This window comes from Sphingomonas sp. HF-S4 (assembly GCF_032911445.1).
Taxonomy (GTDB): domain Bacteria; phylum Pseudomonadota; class Alphaproteobacteria; order Sphingomonadales; family Sphingomonadaceae; genus Sphingomonas; species Sphingomonas agrestis.
This window is the reverse complement of the sequence record NZ_JAWJEJ010000002.1, coordinates 944,207-970,251: the sequence shown is the minus strand read 5'-3', so window position 1 is coordinate 970,251 and position 26,045 is coordinate 944,207. Positions and strand designations below refer to the sequence as shown.

Annotated in this window: 16 protein-coding genes; 6 read left to right on the top strand and 10 right to left on the bottom strand. The window is 66.5% G+C overall.

The window, feature by feature from the left end; genetic code table 11:
- Together RZN05_RS20540 and RZN05_RS20535 are read left to right on the top strand one after the other, a co-directional pair.
- Positions 1 to 3,189 (top strand): efflux RND transporter permease subunit, encoded by a 3,189-nt coding sequence (locus RZN05_RS20540; RefSeq protein WP_317228536.1) that lies wholly within the window; start codon positions 1 to 3, stop codon positions 3,187 to 3,189.
- On the top strand, positions 3,186 to 4,631 hold the full coding sequence (locus RZN05_RS20535) for an efflux transporter outer membrane subunit (protein ID WP_317228535.1): 1,446 nt from the start codon (positions 3,186 to 3,188) through the stop codon (positions 4,629 to 4,631). Before RZN05_RS20540 ends, RZN05_RS20535 begins: the two co-directional genes overlap by 4 nt.
- 85 nt (positions 4,632 to 4,716) lie before the next feature.
- On the opposite strand, the gene RZN05_RS20530 is transcribed toward RZN05_RS20535, so the two are convergent.
- Genes RZN05_RS20530 through RZN05_RS20510 form a run of 5 tightly spaced genes read right to left on the bottom strand, consistent with a single transcriptional unit; the run spans position 4,717 to position 10,725 of the window.
- Entirely contained in the window at positions 4,717 to 6,102 is a 1,386-nt protein-coding gene (locus tag RZN05_RS20530; RefSeq protein WP_317228534.1) for a tryptophan 7-halogenase, read from the bottom strand.
- On the bottom strand, positions 6,099 to 7,574 hold the full coding sequence (locus RZN05_RS20525) for a tryptophan halogenase family protein (protein ID WP_317228533.1): 1,476 nt from the start codon (positions 7,572 to 7,574) through the stop codon (positions 6,099 to 6,101). The genes RZN05_RS20530 and RZN05_RS20525 overlap by 4 nt, the downstream gene beginning before the upstream one ends.
- 39 nt (positions 7,575 to 7,613) lie before the next feature.
- On the bottom strand, positions 7,614 to 8,231 hold the full coding sequence (locus tag RZN05_RS20520; protein WP_317228532.1) for a 2-dehydro-3-deoxy-6-phosphogalactonate aldolase: 618 nt from the start codon (positions 8,229 to 8,231) through the stop codon (positions 7,614 to 7,616).
- Positions 8,228 to 9,100, bottom strand: coding sequence for a 2-dehydro-3-deoxygalactonokinase (locus RZN05_RS20515; RefSeq protein WP_317228583.1), 873 nt, complete (start codon positions 9,098 to 9,100; stop codon positions 8,228 to 8,230). The genes RZN05_RS20520 and RZN05_RS20515 overlap by 4 nt, the downstream gene beginning before the upstream one ends.
- The gene (locus tag RZN05_RS20510) at positions 9,091 to 10,725 is read right to left on the bottom strand and encodes a sodium/sugar symporter (protein ID WP_317228531.1); all 1,635 of its coding nucleotides are present in this window, start codon (positions 10,723 to 10,725) and stop codon (positions 9,091 to 9,093) included. The genes RZN05_RS20515 and RZN05_RS20510 overlap by 10 nt, the downstream gene beginning before the upstream one ends.
- A 195-nt stretch (positions 10,726 to 10,920) precedes the next feature.
- Here RZN05_RS20510 and RZN05_RS20505 point away from each other — a divergent pair, with 195 nt between their 5' ends.
- Complete coding sequence (locus tag RZN05_RS20505) at positions 10,921 to 11,664, top strand: FadR/GntR family transcriptional regulator (protein ID WP_317228530.1); 744 nt, start codon at positions 10,921 to 10,923, stop codon at positions 11,662 to 11,664.
- Positions 11,665 to 11,882: 218 nt separating this feature from the next.
- Here RZN05_RS20505 and RZN05_RS20500 read toward each other — a convergent pair whose 3' ends face one another.
- Complete coding sequence (locus RZN05_RS20500) at positions 11,883 to 14,456, bottom strand: HWE histidine kinase domain-containing protein (protein ID WP_317228529.1); 2,574 nt, start codon at positions 14,454 to 14,456, stop codon at positions 11,883 to 11,885.
- Positions 14,457 to 14,876: 420 nt separating this feature from the next.
- On the opposite strand from RZN05_RS20500, the gene RZN05_RS20495 reads away from it, so the two are divergent.
- A complete protein-coding gene (locus RZN05_RS20495) occupies positions 14,877 to 16,733 on the top strand; it encodes a methyl-accepting chemotaxis protein (RefSeq protein ID WP_317228528.1) in 1,857 nt (618 codons plus the stop codon).
- Between the two features lie 120 nt (positions 16,734 to 16,853).
- On the opposite strand, the gene RZN05_RS20490 is transcribed toward RZN05_RS20495, so the two are convergent.
- The 4 genes from RZN05_RS20490 to RZN05_RS20475 are packed head-to-tail and all read right to left on the bottom strand — an operon-like array spanning position 16,854 to position 21,937.
- On the bottom strand, positions 16,854 to 17,705 hold the full coding sequence (locus RZN05_RS20490; RefSeq protein WP_317228527.1) for a family 43 glycosylhydrolase: 852 nt from the start codon (positions 17,703 to 17,705) through the stop codon (positions 16,854 to 16,856).
- 59 nt (positions 17,706 to 17,764) lie between these two features.
- Positions 17,765 to 18,910 (bottom strand): cellulase family glycosylhydrolase, encoded by a 1,146-nt coding sequence (locus RZN05_RS20485; protein WP_317228526.1) that lies wholly within the window; start codon positions 18,908 to 18,910, stop codon positions 17,765 to 17,767.
- Positions 18,911 to 18,936: 26 nt separating this feature from the next.
- Positions 18,937 to 20,091, bottom strand: coding sequence for an aldose epimerase family protein (locus tag RZN05_RS20480; protein ID WP_394804842.1), 1,155 nt, complete (start codon positions 20,089 to 20,091; stop codon positions 18,937 to 18,939).
- 40 nt (positions 20,092 to 20,131) lie between these two features.
- Positions 20,132 to 21,937, bottom strand: coding sequence for an IlvD/Edd family dehydratase (locus RZN05_RS20475; RefSeq protein ID WP_317228525.1), 1,806 nt, complete (start codon positions 21,935 to 21,937; stop codon positions 20,132 to 20,134).
- 136 nt (positions 21,938 to 22,073) lie between these two features.
- Here RZN05_RS20475 and RZN05_RS20470 point away from each other — a divergent pair, with 136 nt between their 5' ends.
- Together RZN05_RS20470 and RZN05_RS20465 are read left to right on the top strand one after the other, a co-directional pair.
- The gene (locus RZN05_RS20470; RefSeq protein ID WP_317228581.1) at positions 22,074 to 23,012 is read left to right on the top strand and encodes a Gfo/Idh/MocA family protein; all 939 of its coding nucleotides are present in this window, start codon (positions 22,074 to 22,076) and stop codon (positions 23,010 to 23,012) included.
- A 248-nt stretch (positions 23,013 to 23,260) separates the two neighbouring features.
- Positions 23,261 to 26,005 carry a TonB-dependent receptor gene (locus RZN05_RS20465; protein WP_317228524.1) on the top strand — a complete coding sequence of 915 codons (2,745 nt, stop codon included), beginning with the start codon at positions 23,261 to 23,263 and terminating at the stop codon, positions 26,003 to 26,005.
- Positions 26,006 to 26,045: the final 40 nt, after the last annotated feature.

Sequence of the window (26,045 nt, the reverse complement as noted above, 5' to 3'; positions counted from 1 at the left end):
ATGTCACGCATCTTCATCGATCGCCCGATCTTCGCGTGGGTGATCGCGATCATCATCATGCTGATGGGCCTGGGCGCGATTCTGTCGCTGCCGATCGCCCAATATCCCGACGTCGCCCCGCCCCAGGTCAATATCCGCGCTTCCTATCCCGGCGCCTCGGCCGAGACGGTGCAGAATTCGGTCACCCAGGTGATCGAGCAGCAGCTTACCGGAATCGACGGACTGCTCTATTTCAGCTCGTCCTCGACCGCGCGCGGCCAGGTCAACATCTCGGCGACGTTCGAGAAGGGCACCGATCCCGACATCGCGCAGGTCCAGGTCCAGAACCAGGTCCAGCAGGCGCTCACCCGCCTGCCCCAGCAGGTCCAGCAGCAGGGGCTGCGCGTCACCAAGTCCAACCCCGACTTCCTGATGATCGTCGGCGTCTATGACGAGACCGACAAGCGCACCAACCAGGACGTGTCGGACTGGATGGCCTCGAACATGCAGGATCAGCTCGCGCGCACGCCGGGCGTGGGCGACACCAATGTGTTCGGGGCGCCCTATGCGATGCGGATCTGGCTCAATCCCGATCGTCTGGCCAGCTATGCGCTGATGCCCGGCGACGTGGTCACCGCGATCCAGAACCAGAATACCGAAGTCGCCGCCGGCGAGATCGGCGGCCAGCCCCAGCCGAGCACGCAGATGCTCAACGCGACGGTGACCGCGCAGTCGCGCCTCCAGACCCCGGCTCAGTTCGAGCAGATCATCCTGAAGACCGAGACCAGCGGCGCCAACGTGCTGCTGCGCGATGTCGCACGGGTCGAGCTCGGCGCAGAGAGCTACAATGCAGTCAGCCGGGTCAACGGCCATCCCGGCGCGGGCATCGCGATCAGCCTGGCGCCGGCCGCCGACGCGCTCGAGACCGCCGAACTGGTAAAGGCCAAAGTCGAGGAGATTTCGCGCGGTTTCCCGGCCGGGTTCAAGTTCGCGTACGCCAACGACACGACAGCGTTCATCAAGCTCTCGATCGAGGAAGTGGTCAAGACGCTGGTCGAGGCGATCATCCTCGTCGTGATCGTGATGTTCATCTTCCTGCAGAGCTGGCGCGCGACGCTGATCCCGTTCATCGCAGTACCGGTGGTGCTGCTCGGCACCTTCGCGGTGTTCTATGCGCTCGGCTTCTCGATCAACACGCTGACGCTGTTCGGGCTGGTGCTCGCGATCGGCATGCTCGTCGACGACGCGATCGTCGTGGTGGAGAATGTCGAGCGGCTGATGGAGGAGGATCCCGACCTCAGCCCGCGCGACGCGACGATCCAGTCGATGGAGCAGATTCAGTTCGCGCTGGTCGGCATCGGGCTGGTGCTCTCGGCGGTGTTCCTGCCGATGGCGTTCTTCGGCGGCTCGACCGGCGTGATCTACCGCCAGTTCTCGGTGACGATCGTCTCGGCGATGGTGCTCTCGGTGATGGTCGCGCTGATCCTGACGCCTGCGCTCACCGCGACCCTGCTCAAGAAAAAGAGCGAGCACGGCAACGGCTTCATCGAGCGGCGCTTCCCCAAGGTCGGGCACTTCTTCGAGCGCGCGCGCAACGGCTTCAACCGCAACTTCGATCGCGGGGTCGAGCGGTACGTGCGTACCGTCGGAACCGTGGTCGACCGCAAATGGCTGTTCCTGCTGATCTATGCGGGCGTGTGCCTGTTGCTCGTGCTGATGTTCACCCGCCTGCCCACCGGCTTCCTGCCTACCGAGGACCAGGGCGCGGCATCGGTGCAGTTCCGCCTCCCCGCCGGCGCGACGCAGAGCCGCACCCAGGAAGTCCAGCGCGCAGTCGAGAAGTATTTCACCGAGCAGGAAGGCGCGAACACCGCAACGATGTTTACCGTCACCGGCGGTGGCGGGGGTGGCGGCGCCAGCGGCCAGAACACAGGCCAAGGCTTCGTCAACCTCGCCGACTGGTCGCAGCGCAAGGGCAAGGAGAACGGCGCCGAGGCGATCGTCCAGCGCGCCTCGGGTGCGTTCCACAATTTCCGCGACGCGCAGGTCTTCGCGCTGGTGCCCCCGGCGATCCGCGGCCTGGGCCAGTCGAGCGGCTTCACCGTCCAGCTCCAGAATGCCAGCGGGATGTCGCGAGAGGAATTCCTGGCGGCGCGCGACAAGCTGCTCGCCGCGGCGAACAACGATCCCGCGCTCGCGCAGGTGCGACTGTCGGACCTCCCCGACGTCGCCACGCTCAAGGTCGATATCGACCAGCAGAAGCTCGCCGCGCTCGGGCTCGCGCAGGGCGATGTCAATTCGACGCTGTCGACCGCCTGGGGCGGCCGCTACGTCAACGACTTCATCGATCGCGGCCGAGTGAAGCGCGTGTTCGTCCAGGGCGACGCGCAGTATCGCGCCTCCCCGGCGAATATCGACGAATGGTTCGTCCGCACCCGCAGCGGCGAGATGGCGCCCTTCTCCTCCTTCGCGCAGACGAGCTGGGCGACCGCGCCGACGACGATGTCGCGCTTCCAGGGCATCCCCGCCTTCGAGATCCAGGGCCAGGCCGCGCCGGGCACGAGCTCGGGCGAAGCGATGCAGCGGATCGAGGAACTCGCATCGCAGATCCCGGGCACCAGCGTCGCCTGGTCTGGGCTGTCGTTCCAGGAGCGGCTGTCCTCGGGGCAGGCGCCGTATCTCTACGCGGTGTCGTTGCTCGTCGTGTTCCTGTGTCTGGCGGCGCTGTACGAGAGCTGGAGCATTCCGGTGGCGGTGCTGCTGGTGATCCCGTTGGGCCTTGTCGGCGCGGTGTTCGCGGTGACGCTGCGCGGGCTGCAGAACGACGTCTATCTCCAGATCGGGCTGCTCACTACGATGGGCCTGGCGGCGAAGAATGCGATCCTGATGATCGAATTCGCCGAGCGCGCCGAGAAGGAAGGCAAGCGGGTGATCGACGCGGCGCTAGAGGCGGCGCGCATCCGCCTGCGCCCGATCCTGATGACCAGCCTCGCGTTCATCTTCGGCGTGCTTCCGCTGGCGATCTCGACCGGCGCGGGCGCCAACAGCCGCATCGCGATCGGCACCGCGGTGATCGGCGGGATGCTCACCGCGACGATCCTGGCGATCTTCTATATCCCGCTGTTCTTCGTGCTCGTCCGGCGCGGGGTGCGCGACGGCTTGAAGGCAGCGCGGGCTCGGTTTGGACGCAAGCCGGAGGCGCAGGTATGAGGCACGCAGTCCTGTTCCTGGCCGCAACGGCCCTTGCCGGTTGCTCGATGGAGCCGAAATACGTCCAGCCGACCGCCCCGGTGCCGCCGAGCTGGCCGGTGGGCGACGCGTATCTCAGGCAGAACGAAGCCGCGCTGCCCACGGTGACCTATCGCGAAGTCTTCCGCGATCCGCGGCTCCAGAAGCTGATCGAGCAGGCGCTGACGCAGAATAGCGACCTGCGAGTCGCCGCGGCGAACATCCGCGCCGCGCGCGAGCAGTATCGCATCCAGCGCGCCGATCGCTTCCCCGAACTCGCAGCGGGCACCGGCGTGACGGTGTCGGACGGACAGGCCAGCGGCGCCGCTACCGGATCGACCGGATCTGGGCGGCGCACACGCTTCACTGCCGATATCGGCGTCACCGGGTTCGAGCTCGACCTGTTCGGCCGCGTCGCCTCGCTCACCCGCGCCGAGCAGAACCGCTATTTCGCCACCGAAGCGGGCGCGCGGGCGACCTATCTGACGCTGGCCGGCGACATCGCCGAGGCGTGGCTGCGCCATGCCGCCGATGCGAGCCTGCTCGCCATCGCCCAGGACACCGCGGCCAATGCCGAGAACAGCGTCCGGCTTACGCGCGCGCGGCTGGAAGGCGGGATCGCGCCGCGCACCGACCTGCGCCAGGCCGAGCAGGTGCTCGAAGGCGCGCGTGCCGACCTCGCCGAGCAGCGCACCGCGCTGGCGCAGGACGTCAATGCACTTCAACTGCTCGTCGGCGCCCCGATCGATCCCACGCTGTTGCCGGCCTCGCTCGACGAGGCCGCGCCGACGATCGCCGAGCTCCCCGCGGGTATCGATTCAGGCGTGCTGCTGCGCCGCCCCGACGTGGTGCAGACCGAATATGCGCTGCGCGCCGCCAATGCCGAGATCGGCGCGGCGCGGGCGGCACTGTTCCCGCGCATCTCGCTGACCGGGCTGCTCGGGCTGGCGAGCAACGCGCTGACCGGGCTGTTCAGCGGCAACGGGTTCAACTGGTCGGCGGGGGCGAGCGCCGACTATTCGATCTTCCGCGCCGGGGCCGGCCCGGCGGGGGTGCGGCTGAGCGAGGCACAGCGTGACGCCGCAGTGGCAAGCTACGAGCGCGCGATCCAGACCGCCTTCCGCGAAGTCGCCGATGCGCTGGCGCGGCGGGGGACGATCACCGAGCAATTGCGCGCCACCCAGGCCCAGGCCGAGGCGGCGGCGGATACCTATCGGCTCGCCGAGGCGCGCTATCGCGGCGGCATCGACACCTTCCTGTCGAGCCTCGACGCGCAACGCTCGCTTTATTCGGCGCGGCGCACGCTGGTGAACACGCGGCTGGTGCAGGCCAGCAATCTGGTGACCCTGTACCGCACGCTGGGCGGCGATTCGCTGCTCCAGGCGACGCCGCAGGGGCCGGAGGCAGTGACGCCCCAACCCTAAATCCGTTCATGCTGAGCTTGTCGAAGCACCGTTCTTTGCATCCCAAGAAGGACCGCCCTTCGACAAGCTCAGAGCGAACGGAGGATTAAGTGGGCACTCCGCTACGCTTGAGATACGTCGCATAATCCGGCAGCCGCGGGGGAAGCTGCGCAAGCGCAGCGCGCATCGCGACCATGCCCGCCGCCGCGGCGCCCGCCGGCACCGCCTCGGCGCGCGGATCGATCGCCTTCGGCAACACGCCCAGCCCGAGTAGCGCCGACAGCCAGATCTCCTCGAGCAGGCTGTCCTCATCCTCATAGGCGAAACGCCCGCGCCGCTCGAACTGGCGGAGGATGCGCGCCAGGCTCTCGGGCACTTCGATCGGCAGCCCGAGGCGCAGATAGTGCAGCGCCTGGAAGTCGCGCATGCGATCGGCCTCGGCAGCGGAGCGGCGGTTGTATTCGCCGGTCTCGACGGGGTGACAGTCGCGCCCGGGCAGCAGTTCGATCGCACGCGCGATTGCGCTGTGGGCGAGGTGGAGGTTGGGCCAGTGCAGCGGATCGAGCCCGACCGCCGCGTCGCCGATCGCGAGGACGTTACGCACCCAAAGCGTGCGGCGCCGGCCGGGGCGGATCGCGACCGACTCTTCCCACGCGTCGGCATGGATGCGGCCGAGGATCGTCTGCCCGGGAAGCGGCGCGACGAACTGCCAGCCCTGCGCGCCGCCGACAATCGTGTCACTGGGATCGGCGGCGCTCGCCGGCGCGGTGCCGAGCGTGACGCGATCGAAGGGCAGCGTCGCGCGCCAATCGTCAAACCCGGCATCGAGCGCCAGCGGCGCGGCGGGGCCCGAGGAGTCGATATAGAGATCGGCTTCGACTCGTCGTCCGTCGGCAAGCAGCAGCGCGGCGATGCTGCCGTCCTCGCGCCGCTCGACGCCGCCGAAGCTTCCGGACGTGCGCGTGACGCGATGCTGGTCGGCCAGCGCGGCCAACAGTTCGCGATAGCGTTCGGGGTGGAGACGTAGCGCATAGTCGAACGCGGCGAGTGGCGTGCCCGGCTGCGGATGGACGAACCGACCCGCCTCGGCGAGCGCCCCGGCGACGGCGTAAAGGTGCCAGGCCTCGGCATGCCCCGCGCGCCGCGCGCGGGCCCAGAGCTGGTGGAAGGCGATGGCGCCGGCGGGTTCGCCATGCTCGCCATGGACATGGTACCAGCGCGCATCGGGCCAGGTCTCGAAGCGCAGGCCGAGCCGCGGCACCGCCGCGCCCGTGCGGAGCAGCGCCGCCTCGTCGAGACCGATCGCGGCGTGGAATCGATGGATCGATGTCGTCGTGCCCGGCAGCCGATCGGCGAGCGCGGCGGGATCTGGGGGCGTCTCGACCACCGTCACGACGAGCTGGGGCAGCGAGCGCGCGAAGGCGATAGCAGCGGATAGCCCGACGATGCCGCCGCCGAGGATCGCTACGCTGCGGATCGCGCGGTCGCTCATGCCATATGTTCCGGCAGAGTCGCCACTTCGCGCGCGATCTGCGCTCGCAACCGATCCAGTGCTTGGGCCAGCGCGCGCGGATCGGCGGCGTCGGCGCGCTGGTCCCAGCCATCGGGCACCACCCCCTGCCCGATCAGCACTGCGATCCAGCTCGGCGCGAAGAACAGCCCGCGGCTGTAGCGCTGGATGCGCCCCGCGCGGCGGAACAGCGCGATCTTCTCTGCCAGGCTATCGGGCACGGCCATGTGCCGGACGTGGCGCCAGAAGTCCGAATCGTCGCGGCTGCTGGCGTGGTAGTGAAGGATCAGGAAGTCGCGGATGCGGTCATATTCGTAATCGACCTGGGCGTTGAATTCGTCACGGTCGGCATCCTCGATCGCGCCGATCGGGAACAGGTCGATCAGCTGCATGATCGCCGCCTGGACCAGATAGATGCTGGTCGATTCGAGCGGCTCGAGGAACCCCGAGGCGAGCCCGACCGCGATCACGTTGTGCGACCAGCTCCGTTTCCGGCGTCCGGCCTTGAAGCGCAGCACCCGAGGATCGGCGAGCGGCGCGCCCTCGACCGTGCCGAGGATCGCATCGACTGCCGCGTCGTCCGACAGATGCGCGCTCGAATAGACATAGCCATTGCCGACGCGGTGGCGCAGCGGGATGCGCCAGCGCCACCCCGCCGTCATCGCGGTGCAGCGCGTGAACGGCTCGATCACCCCCGGCGGCGATCCGCACGACAAGGCCACGGCGCGGTCGCAGAGCAGCCAGTGCGACCAGTCTTCCCAGGCCTCGCCCAGCGCGTCGCCGAGCAGCAGGCTGCGGAAGCCCGAGCAATCGACGAACAGGTCGCCTTCGATCCGCGCGCCGCTTTCCAGCAGCACCGCGGTCACGTCGCCGGTCTCGCGATGCCGCTCGACCGAGACGATCTTGCCCTCGGTCCGCTGGACGCCCCACGCCTCGGCGTGACCGCGCAGATAGGGGCCGAAGCGCGTCGCATCGAACTGATAGGCATAGCCATAGGCGGCGAGCAGCGCGTCGGGATCGGCCACCGGGGGCGCGAAGCGGCGCTCCCTGGCCATGACGTTCGCCACGCCATAGTCGAAGAGGCTGCCGCCCTGCCCCGCCGCGTGCATCCGCAGCCAATAGGGCAGGAACGGCACGTCGCCGAGCGGCCGGCCGAAATCGGCGAACGGGTGGAGATAGGCGTCGCCCGGCTTGCCGAAATCGCGGAACTCGATGCCAAGCTTGTAGGTGGCGTGGGTCGCCGCCATGAACTCGGCCTCATCTAGCCCGAGCAACTGGAGGAACGCGCGCAGATGCGGCAGCGTCGCCTCGCCCACTCCGACAATGCCGATCTCCGCCGATTCGACCAGCTCGACGCTGGCGGCATGCGGGAGCACCCGGGCGATCGCCGCCGCCGCCATCCAGCCGGCGGTTCCTCCGCCGACGACAACTACTTTCCTGCGTGGTTGCTGCACCGCGCCCCCTCTCCGGGGCGGGTGTAGGCGATTATGCGGTCAGCGTGCCAGCGCCGAAACGAAGGCGCGCGCGCGTTCGCCGACCTGCTCGGCAGTGAGGCCGATCTTGTAGATCGCCGAGCCGAGCCCGAAGCCATTGGCGCCGGCATCCAGCCACGGCGTCATCGTGTCGGGGCCGACGCCGCCGACGGGAAGCAGGCGCAGATCCTTGGGCAGCACGGCGCGCATCGCCTTGAGCACTGCCGGGCTCGAACCCTCGGCAGGGAAGAGCTTCAGGGCGGTCGCGCCGGCATCGAGCGCGGCGAACGCCTCGGTCGGCGTGACCACGCCGGGAAGCGAAGTCATCCCCGCCGCGGCGGTGGCGGCGATCACCTTAACATTGGCGTTGGGCGAGATGATCATCGTGCCGCCGGCCGCGCGGACCTGCTCGACCTGCGCCTCGGTGAGCACGGTGCCCGCGCCGATCACCGCCTTGCCCTCGAGCCGCTTGGCGAGGCGCGCGATGCTGTCGAGCGGGTCGGGCGAATTGAGCGGGACTTCGATCAGGGTGAAGCCGGCCTCGACCAGCGCGTCGCCGATGCCCTCGACCTCATCGGGCTTCACCCCGCGAAGGATCGCGATCAGTGGGCAGGCGGCGAAGGCGGTATCGAAGTTCATTGGCTCACAATCTCGTTGATGCCGGCGATGAACGCGGCGTGGCTGTCGATGAGATAGGCACTTTGCCCATGCGCTTGGATGGCCGCGGCATAGAACCCGCCGAGCACCGGATCGGCGAGGATATGGACCGCATCGTGCTTCGATGCGGCGAGCCGCGCGGCGACATCGGTGCCGATCAGCAGCCCGCTGGCATAGGACGCGGCATCGGCATCGTCGCGCTGGCCCAGCATCTTGGCGGCGCGGATGCCGAACAGCGAGGCGGCGAGATCCTGCCGCTTGCCGTCCTCGACGCCTTCGAGGAACGCCGCACCGAGCGTGACCTCCCCGCCAAGCTGCGCGGCGAGCAGGCCGTGCTTGCGCAGCAAGGCGAACAGTTCGCCGGTCATCGCAGTGACGAAGTCGGCGACCTTGCCGTCCGCCATCTCGACCCATTTGCAGTGCGTGCCGGGCTGGGCGAGCAGTGCATCGCCCGGCACCAGCCCCGCCGCGACCGCGCCGAGCAACTGGACCTCTTCGCCGCGCATCACGTCGGGCCGGCGCCCGACTAGCGTCGAGATGCCGGGGACGATCGCGGTGCGGTCGTCGATCCAGAACAGCCCGGCCGCGAGTTCGGCGACCCCGGCCGGCGCGGCGACATAGGGCGCCACCTGCCAGCCGATGTTCGATCCGACCATCCCCGCGAGCAGCATCGGCAAGTCGCCGAAGCGCGCGCGGATCGCCACCGCCTCGGCGGCGAAATCGTCGACCGAAGTGACGCCCTTGTCGTCACGCTCGGTCTTCGCGACTTGGCCACCCTCGATCAGGAACACGCGCCTGTTGGTCGTGCCCCAATCGACGGCGAGGAAGGGTCCGGCGAAGCTCACCACCAGGTCGCGTACAGTGCGATGAGGATGAGGATCACGCCGATGCCGGCGACGTTGAAGCTGGTCGACGTGCGGAAGCTGACGCCCTCCATCGTCACCCGGTTGGCGTCACCGCGGCCACGCACCAGCAGAGAGACTGCCATTGCGAGGAACAGGCTTACCACGAACACGAACATCATGCGGTTCATGAAGGGCAGCAGGTAGGCGTTGAGCGCGTCGGGCAGGAAGTCCGACGGGATGCCCACCTTGAGGATGTACGACAGCACCACCGAGGTGATCGCCGCGACGATCGCGCCGGCTTCGGTGGCGGGCTTCCAGAACAGGCCCAGCAGGAAGATCACGGTGATGCCGGGCGTGAAGAAGCCCGAGAACTCCTGGATGAACTGGAAGGCCTGGTCCGACTGGCCGATCAGCGGCTTGGCGGCGATGATCGCGATCACCACGGCGATCGCGGCGACGACGCGGCCGACCAGGACGAGGTGCTTCTCCTGCCCTTCGACCACGGCGACGCCGTCTTCGCCGCGCGTCTTCATCCCCCTTGCCTTGGCGTAGAGATCGAGCGTGAAGATCGTCGCGATCGAATTGATCTTGGAGGCGGTCGACGCGATGATCGCCGCGATCAGTGCCGCGAAGACGAGGCCGAGCAAGCCCTGCGGTAGCAGCCGCATCATCGTCGGATAGGCTTCGTCGGGCTTGGCGAGATCGGGCGCGAGGATCACCGCGGCGATGCCCGGGAGCACGATGATCACCGGCATGATCAGCTTGAGGAACGCGGCGAACACCACGCCCTTCTGCGCTTCGCCGAGGTTCTTCGCGGCGAGCGCGCGCTGGATGATGTACTGGTTGAAGCCCCAGTAAGAGAGGTTGGCGATCCACATGCCGCCGACCAGCACCGCGATGCCCGGCAGATCCTTGTAGAACGGATTGTCCTGCTCGAGGATCATGTCGAAGTGGCTCGGCGCGCGCTCGGTGAGCACGTTGAAGCCGGCAAGCACGCCCGCGCCGCCGCCGATCTGGTCGAGCGTGAGATACGATACGACGAGGCCGCCGAGCACGAGCAGCGTGACTTGGACGATGTCGGTCAGCGCCACTGCCTTGAGGCCGCCGTAGAGCTGGTACAACAGTGCGAAGCCGCCGAGCCCGATCAGCGCCGCGGTCTGGTCGACACCGGCCACCTTGTTGACGGCGATCGAGCCGAGCCAGATGATCGAAGTGAGGTTCACGAACACGTAGAGCGCGAGCCAGAACACCGCCATCAGCACCGGGAGCACGCGGCCGAAGCGCTGCTCGAGAAACTGCGGCATCGTGTAGATTTCGTTCTTGAGGAAGATCGGCAGGAAGAACTTGCCGACGATCAGCAGCGTCAGCGCCGCCATCCACTCGTACGACGCGATTGCGAGGCCGATCGCATAGCCGGATCCCGCCATGCCGACGATCTGTTCGGCAGAAATATTCGCGGCGATCAGCGACGCGCCGATCGCCCACCAGGGCAGCGACTTGGATGCGAGGAAATAATCCGACGTATCCTTGGCATGGCCCGCCTTTTCTCGACTAACCCATTGCGCAAGGCCGAATATTCCGATCGCATAGGCGATCACGACGAACAGATCGATGTTCGAGAGACTCGTCATAGCTTCCTCCCTGCCCCGGGCCCCGGCGACTGGTGCCGCACTCTCGTGCCCGCCTGAGACGCCAGATCCGGCGTCGTTGGTTCATTTATCGTATTTATTGGACTTGTCCAGCGCCGCCACTGCGCTAACGTAGCGCAACAATGACGTGGAGAGGGTCCTGACATCGTTGTCGGGATCGATCAAGAGGCGAGCGGGATGGCAGGGAACTACCCGACATTGGGCACCGAGGATGCGCGTCCGCAACTGGGCCGCAACCTGACCTATGGCATGCTCGACAGCCTGGGGCGTGCGATCGTCACCGGGCGTTACGAGAAGGAGGCCTTCCCGACCGAGGCCGAGCTTGCCAAGCAGCATGGCGTCAGCCGCTCGGTGACGCGCGAGGCGGTCAAGATGCTCACCGCGAAGGGGCTGCTCAGCGCGCGCCCGCGCCAGGGCACCGTGGTCCAGCCCGCGACCAACTGGAATCTGTTCGATACCGACGTGCTGCATTGGCTGCTCGAACGGCAATTCTCGGTCGAGCTGCTGCGCCAGTTCAACCAGCTCCGCGTCGCGATCGAGCCCGAAGCGGCGGCATTGGCCGCACGCGTGGGCACCGCCGACGATCTCGCCCGTATCTCGCAGGGGCTCGAGCGGATGGAAGCCGCCGAGCGCGGCGAGGATGATACGCTCGAGGCCGACATCGCCTTTCACGTCGCGATCCTGCGCGCCTCGGGCAACCCCTTCTACGCGCAGTTCCGCGACGTGGTGGGCACCGCGCTGCGCACGTCGATCCGCTTCACCAACCGATTGAAGGGGCGCACCGCCAATGTCGGCGACCATGCCGCGGTGCGCGACGCGATCGCCGCGCGCGATCCTGAAGCCGCCCGGATCGCGATGCGCGCGCTGATCGGCGACGTGCTCGAGTTGATCGAAGTCGAGGGCGGCGAGGCGAAGGATTAACTCCCCTCCCTGCTTGCAGGGAGGGATGATCGGGCCGGCCATGCCCCCGGCATGGCCTGACCAGCGCGGGGCGCTGTTCACCCGATCATGGGTGGGTGCGCGCGTCTGCGCGCTCAAAAAACTCATCGCCAAGCACCTAAGCGCCGAGCAGGGCATCGAGCCCTGCCCGCCGCTGGCCCCACCCCTAGCCCCTCCCTTTGAGGGAGAGGAATGCATTCCTACCCCAGCCCCAGCAATTCCTCCGCCGCCCGCGCGATATTGTGCGTGGTGTACGGCTTTTGCACCACCGCGCGGACGCGGTGTTCGTCGGGCAGATTGGCCTGCTCGCCATAGCCCGAAGCGAAGAAGAACGGCACGCCCGCGTCGTTCAGCCGGTCGGCGATGCCAAAGCTGGTCTGGTCGCCCAGGTTGATGTCGAGGATCGCGAAGTCGGGCTTCCAGTTATCAAGCATGTCGTGCGCCGCCTCGGGGGTCGAGGCGGTCTCGATCCGCGCGCCGAAGCGGACCAGGATGTCCTCGGCATCGAGCGCGATGATCAGGCTGTCCTCGACGAGCAGCACCGACAGTCCAGCGAGCAGGTCGGGCTTGACCGGTGCCTGCGAGGGATGCGGCGGATGACTGACGCGCGGCAGCTTGACCGGTGGCCCCTTGACCACCCGAGGCTCGGAGATGTGCCGCGCGGGGATGCGGAAGCGCGCCTTCACGCCTTCGGGGGCATAGTCGATCTCGGCGTCCCCGCCGAGGTCGTACGGCACCGAGCGCTTGATGATCGTGGTGCCGAAGCCCTTGCGCGTCGGCGCCTTTACCGCCGGGCCGCCGCTCTCGGCCCAGGTGAGGATCATGTCCCCCTTCTCGTCGAGATGCCATTGCAGCTCGACGATGCCCTCGCCCGACAGGCTGCCATATTTGGTCGAGTTGGTGACCAGTTCGTGGATCACGAGTGCCATCGACGAATAGGCCTGGGGGTTGAGCAGCACCGGCGGCCCGTCCGAATGGATCGAGCTTTCCTTGTGCGCGGCAAAGGCGGCAGCCTCGGCATCGATCAGCGCGCGGAACGGCGCGGGGCCCCAATGGTCGTCGGTGATCTGGTTGTGCGCGCGCGCCAGCGAATGGATGCGGCCGTCGACGACGCGAACGAACTCGCGCACGACATCGTCGTCGGGTTGCGACTGGCGGACCAGCCCGCGGATCACGCCCAGGATGTTGCGCACGCGATGGTTGAGCTCGGCGATCAGCAGTTCCTGCCGGGCATTGGCGTGCTGGCGCTGCGCCGCCGCCTCGTCCGCCAGGCGAAGCACGACTTCGATCAGCGTCGCGCGCAGCGTTTCGGCGACGCGCTCCTCCGAGGACGTGAACGGGGTCGAGCGGCCTTCGACCAGTTCGTGCCATTCGGCGAAGCTCTCGCGTGGGGTCAGCCGCGGGCCGTTGGGACCGTATTCGACCGGCTTGTGCGGATCGCCCGCCCAGCGCACGCGCTCGCGCATCTCCGAGCGGAACAGCACGACATAGTCGCGCGGCGAGCGCGAGATCGGAATGGCGAGCAGCCCCGAGGCTTCCTTGGCGAAGCGCTCCGCCCCGTCGACCAGCGAGCCGATGCGATCGGTGGCGAACACCCTGCCCGCCGCGGTGCCGTTGAGCGCGCGGACGATGCGGCGGAAATCGTCGGCCGGCGGCGTGCTGCCCGAAAAGGCGTAGTTGCCGTTGATCCACACGCCGACGCCATCGGCGGGAATCGCGCTGGTCAGGATGTCGGCGAGCCAGTCGGGATCCTTGAGCAAGGTCTCGTCGGAGGCGACCGCACCGAGCAACTGGTCCGAAATGTCGCGCGCGCGGCGCTCATACTCGACCAGCTCGCGGCGCTCGCGGCTCTCGAGCCGCATCGAGAACATCTGGGCGAACAGCTCGGCGACCGAGCGGCGCTCGAAGGTCGGCGAGCGCGGCGCATAATGGTGGCAGGCGAACAGCCCCCATAGCTCGCCGTCGACCAGGATCGAGATCGACAGCGAGGCGCCCACGCCCATGTTCTTGAGATATTCGATATGGATCGTCGAGACCGAGCGCAGCACCGAGAGCGACAGATCGAGCGGCTCGCCCTTGGCGTCGCGTTCGGGGACGATCGGCACCGGCACCTGGTGCACGTCGCGGATCACCCGCACCAGATTGCGCTTGTACAGCGCACGCGCCTGGCGGGGAATGTCGCTCGCCGGATAGTGCAGCCCCATGAACGAGCCGATCCCCGACTTGCACGATTCGGCGACCACCTCGCCCGCGCCGTCGGCCGAGAATTTATAGACCATCACCCGGTCGTAGCCGAGCAGCGCACGGACCTGCCGCGCGCCCTCGCGATAGAATGCGGGAACGTCGGGCTGGCTGTCGAGCCGCGCGATCATCGCGCGGACCGCGCCGCTGGCGTCGCCATTATGCTCGATGCCCGGCTCGAACTCGAGGAGGATCTGCGTGCCGGCGAGATGGATCGCGACGTCGAAACAGGCATCGGCGCCCTCGATCGGTCGGCAGGCGAACAGCCGCTCGACCGCATCGGGCGTCGAGAGCAAGGCGACGCGGTTGCGCAGGTCGTGGATCAGGTGGCCGGGGACGAAGTCGGCAAGCGGGGCCCCGATCATCGCTTCGGGCTCGCTGCCGAGATACCGGCCGATATTGGCCGAGACGCGCGAGACGATCCAGTCCTTGCTGAGCGCGATCAGGAAGCCCACCGGCTGGATCGCTCCGAGGAGATGAATGGGCTCGCGATCGCAGTTGGTAAGATCGACCCGGTTACTGATTTCTGCCACTCTCGACCCTTGCGCCGACGCTGAGGAACTGCGCTGATGCTCGAATTTGGAGGCGATGTCACGCCACCTCGCACAAATGCGTTCGCAAGCTGATCCAAATCAATTCAACGGCTTGGCCACCCCCTGTCCCGATCCGGTCGTGGAACACGCTGGTTAAAATGCCGGGCAAACCCCATCGCGCGGCGCCCTTTTTGGTAAATGCGCATAAGCGATGGAAATAGCGCGGAAATATTGCGGAAACCGCTCCGAAACCGCCCCGCCTAGGGGAATATATCTAGGTTAATCCGCCTCCGGCTCCGGCGGGCTTCCTATGATGCCATTGATAACCGGCGTGGCGAACCCGCGGAAGCGTGGGCGTGTTCGCTTGGCGTCCGCTTCCTGCGGGCGCCGCGCCCAAGCTATTTTGGTACGGAGCCTTTGATGTCTTTGCAGAACATCCCCATTTCCCGCAAACTTGCCGGAGCGTTCGCCGCCCTGATCGTGATCTTCGCTGGTGTCGGCACGCTGATCTTCCTCAACCTGTCGGCGATGGCCGACGCGGGACAGGACAAGGAGCGTTCGCTCCGCGCGCTCGAGCAGACCCAGGCGATGATGACTCAGGTCCTCGAGCAGCAGAATGCCGCCCGCGGCTTCGCCATCCTCGGCAAGGAAGAGTTCGCCAAGACCTATCAGGAGAGCGGCGAGAAGTTCTTCGAGACGGTGAAGAACTTCAAGGAAATTTCGACGCTTGAAGAGCAACACAAGCGCGCCGACCAGTTGGTCGTCGCGGTACAGGAGCTGCGCGGCAAGCTCGACCGCATCATCACGCTGGCGCGCAACCCCGCCACCCGGGCCGAAGCCGGCCAGCTCTCGGGCGTCAAGATGCTTGGCGACATCCGTCCGCTGATCAAGGAAATCGGCAAGGCGCAGGAAGAGCGCGTCGAAGCGCGCGTTGCAGCTGAAGCGGAAGCGATCGCGTCGTCGAAGATGGCGATCTATATCGGTGGCGCCTTCGCCGTCGGCCTCTCGATCCTGCTCGGCTGGCTGCTGTCGCGCGGCATCGCGGCACCGGTTGCCCAGATGACCGGCGTGATGAACACGCTCGCCAGCGGCAACAACAAGGTCGACGTCCCCGGCACCGACCGCGGCGACGAGATCGGCGCGATGGCCAAGGCGGTGCTCGTGTTCCGCGAAGCCGCGATCGAGAAGCAAAAGACCGATGCGGCCAAGAAGATCTCGGACGCTGAGCAGCAGCGCGTGGTCTCGACGCTCGAAGTCAATCTGAGCAAGCTGGCGCTGGGCGACCTGACCAGCGAGATCAACGAGGCGTTCTCGCCCGAATATGAATCGGTCAAGATCAACTTCAACGCCGCCGTCAACGAGCTGCGCAGCCTGATCGGCACGGTCACCGAAAGCGCGCTGACCATCCGCACGGGTTCGGGTGAGATCGCCCAGGCCTCCGAGGATCTGGCGCGCCGCACCGAAGCCAATGCCGCAAGCCTCGAAGAGACGTCGGCAGCGGTGACCCAGATGGACGGCCGCCTCAAGGCGACCGCCGCCTCGGCGAGCCGGACCGTCGAGCGCGCCGATGGCGCCATCGCCACCGTCTCGGGTGGTCGCGCGGTCGCCGACGAAGCAGTCCAGGCGATGAGCCGGGTCGCCGACGGCGCCAAGGGCATCGACAGCGTGATCGAAGGCCTCGACAAGATCGCGTTCCAGACCCGCGTCCTCGCGATGAACGCCGCAGTCGAAGCCGGCCGCGCCGGTGAAGCGGGCCGCGGCTTCGCGGTCGTCGCCGACCTCGTCTCGGCCCTCGCAATGCGCTCGGAGGAAGAAGCCGCCCGTGCCCGCGATCAGCTGACCGCCACCCAGACCGATATCGTCTCGGCAGTGGAGATGGTCCAGAAGGTCGACAGCGCGCTCGCCGACATCGCCGGCGACGTCGGCGAGGTCCACGGCCTGCTCGGCCAGATGGCGGCCGACAACCAGGCGCAGTCGACGGCTATCACCGAAATCTCGGTGGCGATCGGCACGATGGACCAGTCGACCCAGCAGAACGCCGCGATGGTCGAGCAGACTTCGGCTGCCGCGCGCAACCTGAGCGGCGAAGTCGCCGCGCTGAGCGAGCAGGCGTCGAAGTTCAACGTCGGCAATGCCGCCCGCCCGGCCGCGCGGACCAGCGCCCCGGCTGCCAAGGCGGCGGCTCCGGCCAAGTCGAACGGCTATGTCTCGCCGGTCAAGGCACTGCCGGTGACGGCGATGGCGAGCAGCGGCGGCGACGATTGGGCTTCGTTCTAAGCCCTGTCGCCGGAAAGAAAGAGGGGCGTCGCGGCAAATCCGCGGCGCCCCTTTTCTATTCCAAGGACGGCACCCCACCCCGTGGGAGGTTGAGCCCTCCCCCGCTGCCGACGGAGAAATTCACTTCATCTTGATCGTCTCGATCACCCCGTCCGCCCGATACTGGATCGGCTGGATCGCGACGCGGCGGCTGCCGTTGTACGGCCCGTTGCCGGCCTGCCCTTCCCAGCGGTGATAGGCGATGTACCACTTCCCGTCCTTGGGATCCTCGAAGAACGAATGGTGCCCCGGCCCCTTGTAGCGCGTGTCGCCGACGAGCAGCGGCCCGCCATAGCGCCACGGCCCGGTGGGCGAGAGCGCGACGGCATAATGGACCTGGTAGTTCGACATGTTCCACTGCCCCGCCGAATAGGACAGGTAATAGATGCCTTTCCGGTAGTGCATGAACGCACCCTCGGTGAAGTTGGTCGGCGTCTCGACCTTCACTTCCTCCGCGATGCTGACCATGTCGGGCTTGAGCTTCCAGACGCGCAAGGTCGCGCCGGCGCTGCCGCCGGCGTAGAGATACGGCACCTTGGTCTTGGGATCGACGAACACCATCGGGTCGATCGCCTCGAAGCCCTTGCCGCCGGTGACCAGCGGCTTGCCGCTGTCGGTGCAGGGACCGGCCGGTCCCTCGCATGTCGCGACGCCGATGCGGCTGGGGGTCGGGTTCTGCGGCCCGATCGAATAATAGAAGTACCAGCCGCCATTCGCCTGGACCATGTCGGGCGCCCAGAGGAAATGGACCGGCGCGCGATCGTCATCGACCCAGCCGATGTCCTTGAGGCGGAGCAGGGTCTCGCCTTTGGTCCATTTCGCCATGTCGGGCGAGGACCAGACCGACAGCCCGTCGCCGCCGGTCGGGTAGATCCAATACCGGCCCTGAGCGGCTTCGATATCGGGGTCGGCGCCATTCAGCACCGACTTCACTTCGTGCGCGGACGCTGCCGACGGGAAACCCGCCAGCAGCGCCGCAATCAGAACCGCCTTCACTTGCCCGAAGCTGGGACCACGCCCTTGGGCGCCGCTGCCAGCCGCTTGATCAGATCGACCTCCGCCTGGCGATAGGGCTTGCCGTCGAAGTGCAGGATGTCGTGGAACCAGATCGTCGGCTCCTCATAGGTGTAGGGCTTCTTCCAGCTGTCCCACGGGAAGCGCGTCTGCATCTTGCCGTCGACGAAGCCCCAATTGTACATCGCGATGTTGAGCTTCTTCGCGATCGGCAGCGTGTTGTCGAACGTCGAGCCGTTGCCGCGCGCCATATATTCGGTGCACCACACCGGGCGGCCATAGCTCAGCATCTGCTTGGCGCGGACCTCGAACTTCTCGGCCCAGCTATAGTCGTGGAAGCTCAGGATATCGGACTCGCGGATCTGGATCTTCTCGACCGCATCGAGCTTGGTCTGATCGTCCCAATGTTCGCCGATCCACACGCCCGAGGTGAGCGGCTGGACCGGATCGGCGGCGCGCGCCGCGGCGAAGAAGCGCGGCAGTAGCAGCGCGACATATTTGTTCTTGTCCTTGGTCGGCGTGTAGTGGCCGCCGCCGCCATTGTTCGGCTCGTTCCAGATGTCCCAGCCGATGACGCGGTCGTCCTTGGCGAAGGTGGTAACCAGATCCTTCACATAGGCTTCGAGCTTGCCGTATTGCGACGCGTCCTTGAGGCGATCGGCACCCGGCGACTGCACAGAGCCCGAATTGTGAACACCCGGAATCGGCGGATGCTGCGGGCCGGCAACGGGGTTCGGATCCCAGCAGCTGTCGAAGAAGATCCACAGCGTCTTGATCTTGTGCTTGGCCGCGATCGTCATGAACTCGTCCATGCGGCGCTTGAGCCCGGCTGCGTCGGTTTCCCATAGCAGGTGGTGCAGGTTCACCCGCATCACGTTCATCCCCATCGCCGCGGCCCAGCCGAGCTCGAGATCGATGCGCTGGGGATCCCAGGTCTCGGCCTGGAACATCTCGAGCTGGTTGATCGCAGTGGCAGGCGTGTAGTTCGCGCCGACCTGCCAGGGCTGCTTGGCGTGCCAGCTATTGGCCTGCGCCTTGGTCCACTGGTCGCGCGCTCGCGCCGGCGACACGGCGGCAGTCATCGCCAGCGCCGCGCCGGCGAGGAGGAAGGTTCTGCGGATCATGCTTTTACTCCAGTTTTTATGCGTATTCAGCGCTTCTTGGGGGCCGCGGTCCCGCTGCTGCTCAGCTTGTACGTCATCACGTTGTGATAGGTCTGGCCGGGCTCCAGCCGGGCCTCGGGGAAGCCCTTTTGGTTGATCGCATCCGGGAAGATCTGCGGTTCCATGACGATCGCGTCGCCCTGGCGATAGAAGCGCTTGGACTTGCCGGCGAACTTGCCGTCCATGAAATTGCCCGAATAGAATTGCAGCCCGGGCTGGTTCGACCAGATTTCGAAGCTGCGGCCGGACTTGGGATCGCTCACGCGCGCCATCAGCTGCGTGCCGTCGATGACCTTGCGGCCGATCACCCAATTATGATCATAGCCGCGACCGTAGACGATCTGCTGGTCGCGGGTGTCGCGCACGCGATCGCCGATCGCGCGCGGCGTGCGGAAGTCGAACACGGTACCGGCGACCGGGCGGAACTGGCCGGTCGGGATCAGCGTCTCGTTGACCGGCGTGATCGACTGCGCCGGGATCGTCACGATATGATCCATCGCGCTGCCCGAGCCTTCGCCGCCCAGGTTCCAATAGGCATGGTTGGAAATGTTGACGATCGTCGTCTTGTCGGTGGTCGCCCTATAGTCGATCGTCAGATTGTTGGCCTCGTCGAGCGAATAGGTCGCGTCGACGGTAAGCGTGCCCGGATAGCCCTGGTCGCCATCGGGGCTGACATAGCGCAGCGTGACCGAAGCGGTCGGACCGTTCTTCACCGAGACGACGTCCCACAGCACCTTGTCGAAGCCCATCGTGCCGCCATGCAGCGAGTTGGTACCGTCATTGAGGGGGGTCTGGTATTCGCGGCCGTTCAGCGTGAAGCGCCCGCCGTCGATGCGGTTGGCGAAGCGGCCGACCGTGGAGCCGATGAAATTGGGGTATTTGAGGTAGCCTTCCATGTCGTCATGGCCGAGTGCAATGTCGGCCTTCTTGCCGGTGCGATCGGGCATCACCAGCGACTGGATCGACGCGCCATAGGCGATGATGTTCGCCGATACGCCGCGATTGTTGGTCAGCAGGACCGCCTCGACGCTGCGGCCGTCGGGAAGCTTGCCGAAGCTGCCCCGCTTGGCGGTGGCGGCGTCGGCGGCGGGCGCGGCGATCGCCATCGCGGCGATCGCACCCAGAGCTGTCATCGTCTTCATCGTCTCTCTCCCTCCAAGGCGTGTTCCGGTCGATGCCGGATTAATGACTGTCGCGCGGAATGCCCTTGGTCTGCGCGATACGCTGATACTTTACGGCATTTTCGAGCACTGCGCCGGTATCGAATTGGCCGACCAGGCTGCGATGGATTTCCTGCCAGGGCGTCTGGCTCTCGGGCACGTAATCGACCGCGAGCGCCGCGCGGCGCTCGGCAAGCTCGGCCTCGTCGACCAGCAGGTCGACTTTGCGGGTGCCCAGATCGATGCGGACGCGGTCGCCGGTCCTGACCAGCGCCAGCGTGCCGCCGACCGCCGCCTCGGGCGCGGCGTTGAGGATCGAAGGCGACCCCGACGTGCCCGACTGGCGCCCATCGCCCAGGCACGGCAGCGCGTGGATACCGGCCTGGATCAGCGCCGCGGGCGGACGCATGTTGACCACTTCTGCGCCGCCCGGATAGCCGACCGGCCCGGCGCCGCGCATGATCAGGATCGAACGCTCGTCGATGCCGAGCGACGGATCGTCGATGCGATGGTGATAATCCTCAGGGCCATCGAACACGACAACCTTGCCGGTGAACGCCTCGGGGTCCGCAGGATCGGAAAGGTAACGCTCGCGGAACTCGTCCGAGATCACGCTCAACTTCATCACGGCGTTGTCGAACAGATTGCCCGAAAGCACGCTGAGGCCGGCATGCGCCTTCATCGGCGCGTCGAGCGGCCAGATCACCTTGGGATCCTCGACCTCGACGGTGCCGACATTCTCCTCGACGGTCTTGCCGTTGACGGTGAGCGCGCTGCCGTCGATCAGCCCGGCGCGGAACAGCTGGCCCATCACCGCGGGGACGCCGCCGGCGCGGTAATAGTCCTCGCCTAGATATTCGCCCGCGGGCTGGAGGTTGACGATCAGCGGGATCTCGGCGCCGTGGTCTTCCCAGTCGGACAGGTTGAGCTCGACGCCCATGTGGCGCGCGATCGCGTTCAAGTGGATCGGCGCGTTCGTCGAACCGCCGATCGCCGAATTGACCCGGATCGCGTTCATGAAGGCGGTGCGGGTCAGCACGTCGCTGGGCTTGCGGTCGGCATGGACCATCTCGACGATGGCGAGGCCGGTGCGGTAGGCATTCTCCTGGCGGTCACGATACGGCGCGGGGATCGCAGCCGAGCCCGGCAGCGACATGCCGAGCGCCTCGCACAGCGAGTTCATCGTCGTCGCCGTGCCCATCGTGTTGCACCAGCCGGTCGATGGCGCCGAGCTGGCGACCAGCTCCATGAAGCCCTTATAGTCGATCTCGCCGGCAGCGAGCATCTCGCGCGCCTTCCACACGATCGTGCCGGAGCCCGTGCGCTCGCCCTTGAACCAGCCGTTGAGCATCGGGCCGACCGACAGCGCGATCGACGGGATGTTGACCGTCGCGGCGGCCATCAGCGCGGCGGGCGTGGTCTTGTCGCAGCCGATCGTGAACACGACGCCGTCCATCGGATAGCCGTAGACCGATTCGACCAGGCTCAGATATTGCAGGTTGCGGTCGAGCCCCGCGGTTGGGCGCTTGCCGGTCTCCTGGATCGGGTGCGTGCCGAATTCGAGCGCGATGCCGCCCGCGTCGCGGATCCCCTCGCGCACGCGCTTGGCGAGCTCGAGATGGTGGCGGTTGCAGGGGGAAAGGTCGCTGCCGGTCTGCGCGATGCCGATGATCGGCCGGCCCGACTGGATTTCCTCCAGGCTGATGCCGAAGTTCAGATAGCGCTCGACATAGAGCGCCGTCATGTCCGGATTGGCGGGGTTGTCGAACCAGGCGCGCGACCTCAGGGGCGGGCGTCCGCCGTTCGTACCGTTCTCCGCGTCGCTCATTCACCTCTCCGGTGGGGTAATTTGCCTTTACAACGGCACCGCTTTTTGTTGGCCCCAGCACTGCCGTGCAGGCTTGATACCGGCACTGCGCGGCAATAGGAAGAGCATATATATCTTATAAAAGGAAATCGTGAGGATGACGGAAAACGGCACGCAGCGAATCCGGCTGGGGCTGGTGGGGATCGGCAAGATCGCGCGCGACCAGCACCTCCCCGCGCTGGCAGCCGATGGCCGCTTCGATCTGGTCGCGACCGCGAGCCGCAACGCGAGCGTGGACGGCGTCCCCGGCCACCCGGACATCGCCGCGCTGATCGCGGGCGACCACAAGCTTGACGCCGTTTCGCTGTGCACCCCGCCCGAGGGCCGCTACGAACAGGCCGTCGCGGCGATCGACGCCGGGCTCCACGTCATGCTCGAAAAGCCGCCCGCCGCGACGATCAGCGAGATCGCCGCGCTGGCCGATCGCGCCGAGGCCAAGGGCGTCGTCCTGTTCACCACTTGGCATTCGCGCGAGGCTGCGGGCGTCGAGCCGGCCAAGGCGTGGCTCCAGGGCAAGCAGATCCTTGCGGTCCGGATCACCTGGAAGGAAGACATCCGCCGCTGGCATCCCGGGCAGGAATGGATCCTGGCGGCCGGCGGCTTCGGCGTGTTCGATCCCGGCATCAACGCGCTGTCGATCGCGACCAAGATACTCCCCGATCCGATGCTGCTGCAAAAGGCGTGGATGGAGGTCCCGGAGGGTCGCGCCTCCCCCCTTGCCGCCGAGCTCGAGATGCGCAGCGGCACCGCACCGGTGACCGTGTCGCTCGACTTCCTCCAGACCGGTCCGCAGACCTGGGACATCGAGATCGACACCGATGCCGGCACGCTCCGCCTTGGCCTGGGCGGCAGTGTCCTTCAACTCCCCGGTGAGGACGAGCAGAAGGCGCCCGACCAGGAATATGCCCGGCTCTACGCCCGCTTTGCCGAACTGGTCGCGGCAGGAACGAGCGACGTCGACATCCGCCCGCTCCAAATCGTCGCCGACGCCTTCATGATGGCCGAGCGCCGGGTGACCGCGCCGTTCGCATTCTAAAGATAATGCGGGGCCGATCCCATTTGACTGGATCGGCCCCGCACGGGCGCGAACATCCGGGACGATCGAAAACGAACTCCCACCATGTGTCCGAAGTGTGTCTTCTTGGTCACGGTTCCCTAAATTCGATACTCGCCGTCTTATTGATATGATTAATCACTTGGCAGCAACATAAGCGCGACCCCATAGGCGCGAATACAGAGAGGCTCAGCAAAGAGTCCTCGCATTCGCCAAGGGGAGGTTTCGCGATGCGCCTGAAATCGGTAATTCTAGCTTCGACTTCGTTTCTCATTCTCGCGGGGGCTGCTCCCGCTTTTGCCCAGACCGATGCCGATACGGCCAGTCAGGACGCTGCGGTCGCCGCTGCCGATGCGGGCACCCAGCAGGAAGACGCGATCGTCGTCACCGGGTTGCGCCGCAGCCTCGAGACCTCGCAGCGGATCAAGCGCGAATCCGAAGGCATCGTCGACGCGATCGTCGCCGAGGATATCGGCAAGCTGCCAGACACCTTCGCCTCCTCCGCGCTCCAGCGCGTCCCCGGCGTCAACGTCACCCGCGGCGGCGGCGAGTCGGCGGGCGTCACCGTCCGCGGCCTGCCCAACCTCACTACCACCTACAACAACCGTGAGATCTTCACCGCCGAGGGTCGATTCGTCGCGATCCAGGACTTCCCCGCCGGCACCGTCGCCGCGCTCGAAGTCTACAAGTCGGGCCTCGCCAACCAAGTCGAAGGCGGCATCGCCGGCGCGGTCAACGTCCGCGGCCGCAAGCCCTTCGACTTCGACGGCTTCGAATTGTCGGGCTCGCTCAACTATGTCCATTCCGAGCAGGCGCAGCGCGAAGCCCCGAATGGCAATCTGCTGATCAGCGACCGCTGGGACACCGGCATCGGCGAGATGGGCCTGCTGGTGAACGCCTCCTATGTCGGCATCGAGTTCCTCGATTCGACTCGCGAGCAGTCGCTGGTGATCGGCACGACCGATGCCACCAACGCGCCAGGCAATGCCGGGCTGCGCTTCCCCGACGCGCAGGGCAATTTTCTCGGCTACGGCAAGCGCTGGCGCCCCTCGGCCAACGCCGCCTTCCAGTGGAAGCCTACCCCCGAGCTCGAGATCTATCTCGATGGCCTCTACCAGGGCTTCCGTTCGCAGGATTACAACCGCTGGATGTTCATCCCGATCTTCGGTCAGGGCATGACGCTGTCGAACATCCAGAAAATTCCGGGCACCAACCAGATCTCGTCGATGACCGTCAGCGGCGCCGCTCGCCCCGACGGCTATGCCGGATCGTTCAACGGCCACACCGACACCTATCAGGGCGGCGGCGGCCTGATCTGGACCAGGGATCGGCTGCGGCTCTCGGCCGATGTCGCCTATACCGACAGCCAGTACACGACGAGCGTGATGAACGTCGATTATGCGATGGCGAGTTCGCCGGTGCGCAACGTCGTGTTCAATGCCCCGCAAGACGATGGCCCCACCCAGACCTTCGTCAATTTCAACATCAACGATCCCGCCAACTACATCAGCCGCGGCCTCTGGCAGGAGCGGCTGGTCGTCAACGGCAAGGACTGGCAGGCGCGCACCGACCTGTCCTACGATATCGGCGAAGGCTTCCTGAAGCGGATCGATGTCGGCTTGCGCTACACCAATCGCAAAGCGGGTCGCGATCTGGGCAATCTCTACATCAACAACGAAGGCGCGCGCGTGCCGCTGACCTCGCTGCCGGGTCTGGACGTCCGCTCCACCCAGCCGGGCTTCCAGTACAACAACGTCCAGCCCAACGTCTTCTTCGCGACGCCCACCCGCGACAGCATCCGCGACAACATCACGCAGCTGCGCACGTTCTTCGGGGTGCCCGCCGGCATGCCGCCCTATAATCCGGCCGAGAATTTCCGCGCCAACGAGAAGTCCTACGCCGCCTATGCGCAGCTGAAGTACGGCTTCGACCTGGGCGGGACCGTCATCGACGGCGTCGTCGGGCTGCGCGCGGTCAAGACCAAGCTCAACATCGACGGCTTCTCCCGCGTCGAAGCGACCGGCGGCGCCGTCACGTTCCCGGCCGCCAGCGCCGAAAGCGAATATACCGACTATCTGCCGAACGTCAGCGCGCGCATCGCCCTCACCGACAAGCTCCAGGCGCGCCTCGCATTCACCGAGACGCGTACCCGGCCGAACTTCTTCGATCTTCGTCCGAATACGTCGCTGGGCCAGCCGGTGATCCTTGCGCCGGGCGATCCGTGCCTTGTCACGCCGACCACGCCCGAGTGCGTCGAGCGCCTCCGCCGCGGCGGTTCGGCCGGCAATCCGGATCTGCGTCCGCTCACCTCCAACAATTACGATGTGAGCCTCGAATATTATTTCTCGCGCACTGGATCGATCACCGCGGCGGTCTTCCGGCACGACGCCGACGGGTTCCTGGCAACGCTGGACGATCGTAACACCCCCGGCCTCCGCCTCGCGCGGCCGGTCAACCTCGGCCAGACCCGGCTCCAGGGTGCGGAAGTCACCTTCACCAGCTTCCTCGATATCGAGGGGCTGCCCGAATGGACGAAGGGCTTCGGGCTTCAGGCCAACGGCACCTATATCGATGCGAAGGGCGATCTGATCCCGAACCTGGCCGCATCGCTCAACAACGAGCAGCAGCCGTTCCCGGGCGTGTCGAAATGGTCGTACAATCTCGTCGCGCTGTACGAAAAGCCGCAATTCTCGGCGCGTCTTGCCTATAACTACCGCTCTTCGTTCGTGAACTATTACAGCCTCGAACCGCTCGATCCGACCACGCACGCAGTGAAGGAACGGGGCCGCGGTCAGCTCGACTTCTCGACCTCGATTACGCCGATACCGAACATCACGCTGGCGTTCGACATCGCGAACCTGCTGGGCAATCCGCTGCAACGCGATCGCCAGTACAACACCGCCGGCGACAGCTATGCACGGCAGATCCTGTATCTCGAGCGCAGCTACTCGCTCGGCATTCGCTTCCGCTTCTGACGGTAGCAGCCGCACGGCGTGAACGGAGGCCGGGGGACGC

Excerpts from the sequence above, each read along its gene's own strand:
- RZN05_RS20480 (WP_394804842.1), bottom strand. The coding sequence starts at position 20,091 with ATGAAGACGATGACAGCTCTGGGTGCGATCGCCGCGATGGCGATCGCC.
- RZN05_RS20520 (WP_317228532.1), bottom strand. The coding sequence starts at position 8,231 with ATGAACTTCGATACCGCCTTCGCCGCCTGCCCACTGATCGCGATCCTT.
- RZN05_RS20495 (WP_317228528.1), top strand. The coding sequence starts at position 14,877 with ATGTCTTTGCAGAACATCCCCATTTCCCGCAAACTTGCCGGAGCGTTC.
- RZN05_RS20535 (WP_317228535.1), top strand. The coding sequence starts at position 3,186 with ATGAGGCACGCAGTCCTGTTCCTGGCCGCAACGGCCCTTGCCGGTTGC.
- RZN05_RS20475 (WP_317228525.1), bottom strand. The coding sequence starts at position 21,937 with ATGAGCGACGCGGAGAACGGTACGAACGGCGGACGCCCGCCCCTGAGG.
- RZN05_RS20510 (WP_317228531.1), bottom strand. The coding sequence starts at position 10,725 with ATGACGAGTCTCTCGAACATCGATCTGTTCGTCGTGATCGCCTATGCG.
- RZN05_RS20470 (WP_317228581.1), top strand. The coding sequence starts at position 22,074 with ATGACGGAAAACGGCACGCAGCGAATCCGGCTGGGGCTGGTGGGGATC.
- RZN05_RS20465 (WP_317228524.1), top strand. The coding sequence starts at position 23,261 with ATGCGCCTGAAATCGGTAATTCTAGCTTCGACTTCGTTTCTCATTCTC.
- RZN05_RS20505 (WP_317228530.1), top strand. The coding sequence starts at position 10,921 with ATGGCAGGGAACTACCCGACATTGGGCACCGAGGATGCGCGTCCGCAA.
- RZN05_RS20530 (WP_317228534.1), bottom strand. The coding sequence starts at position 6,102 with ATGAGCGACCGCGCGATCCGCAGCGTAGCGATCCTCGGCGGCGGCATC.
- RZN05_RS20540 (WP_317228536.1), top strand. The coding sequence starts at position 1 with ATGTCACGCATCTTCATCGATCGCCCGATCTTCGCGTGGGTGATCGCG.
- RZN05_RS20485 (WP_317228526.1), bottom strand. The coding sequence starts at position 18,910 with ATGATCCGCAGAACCTTCCTCCTCGCCGGCGCGGCGCTGGCGATGACT.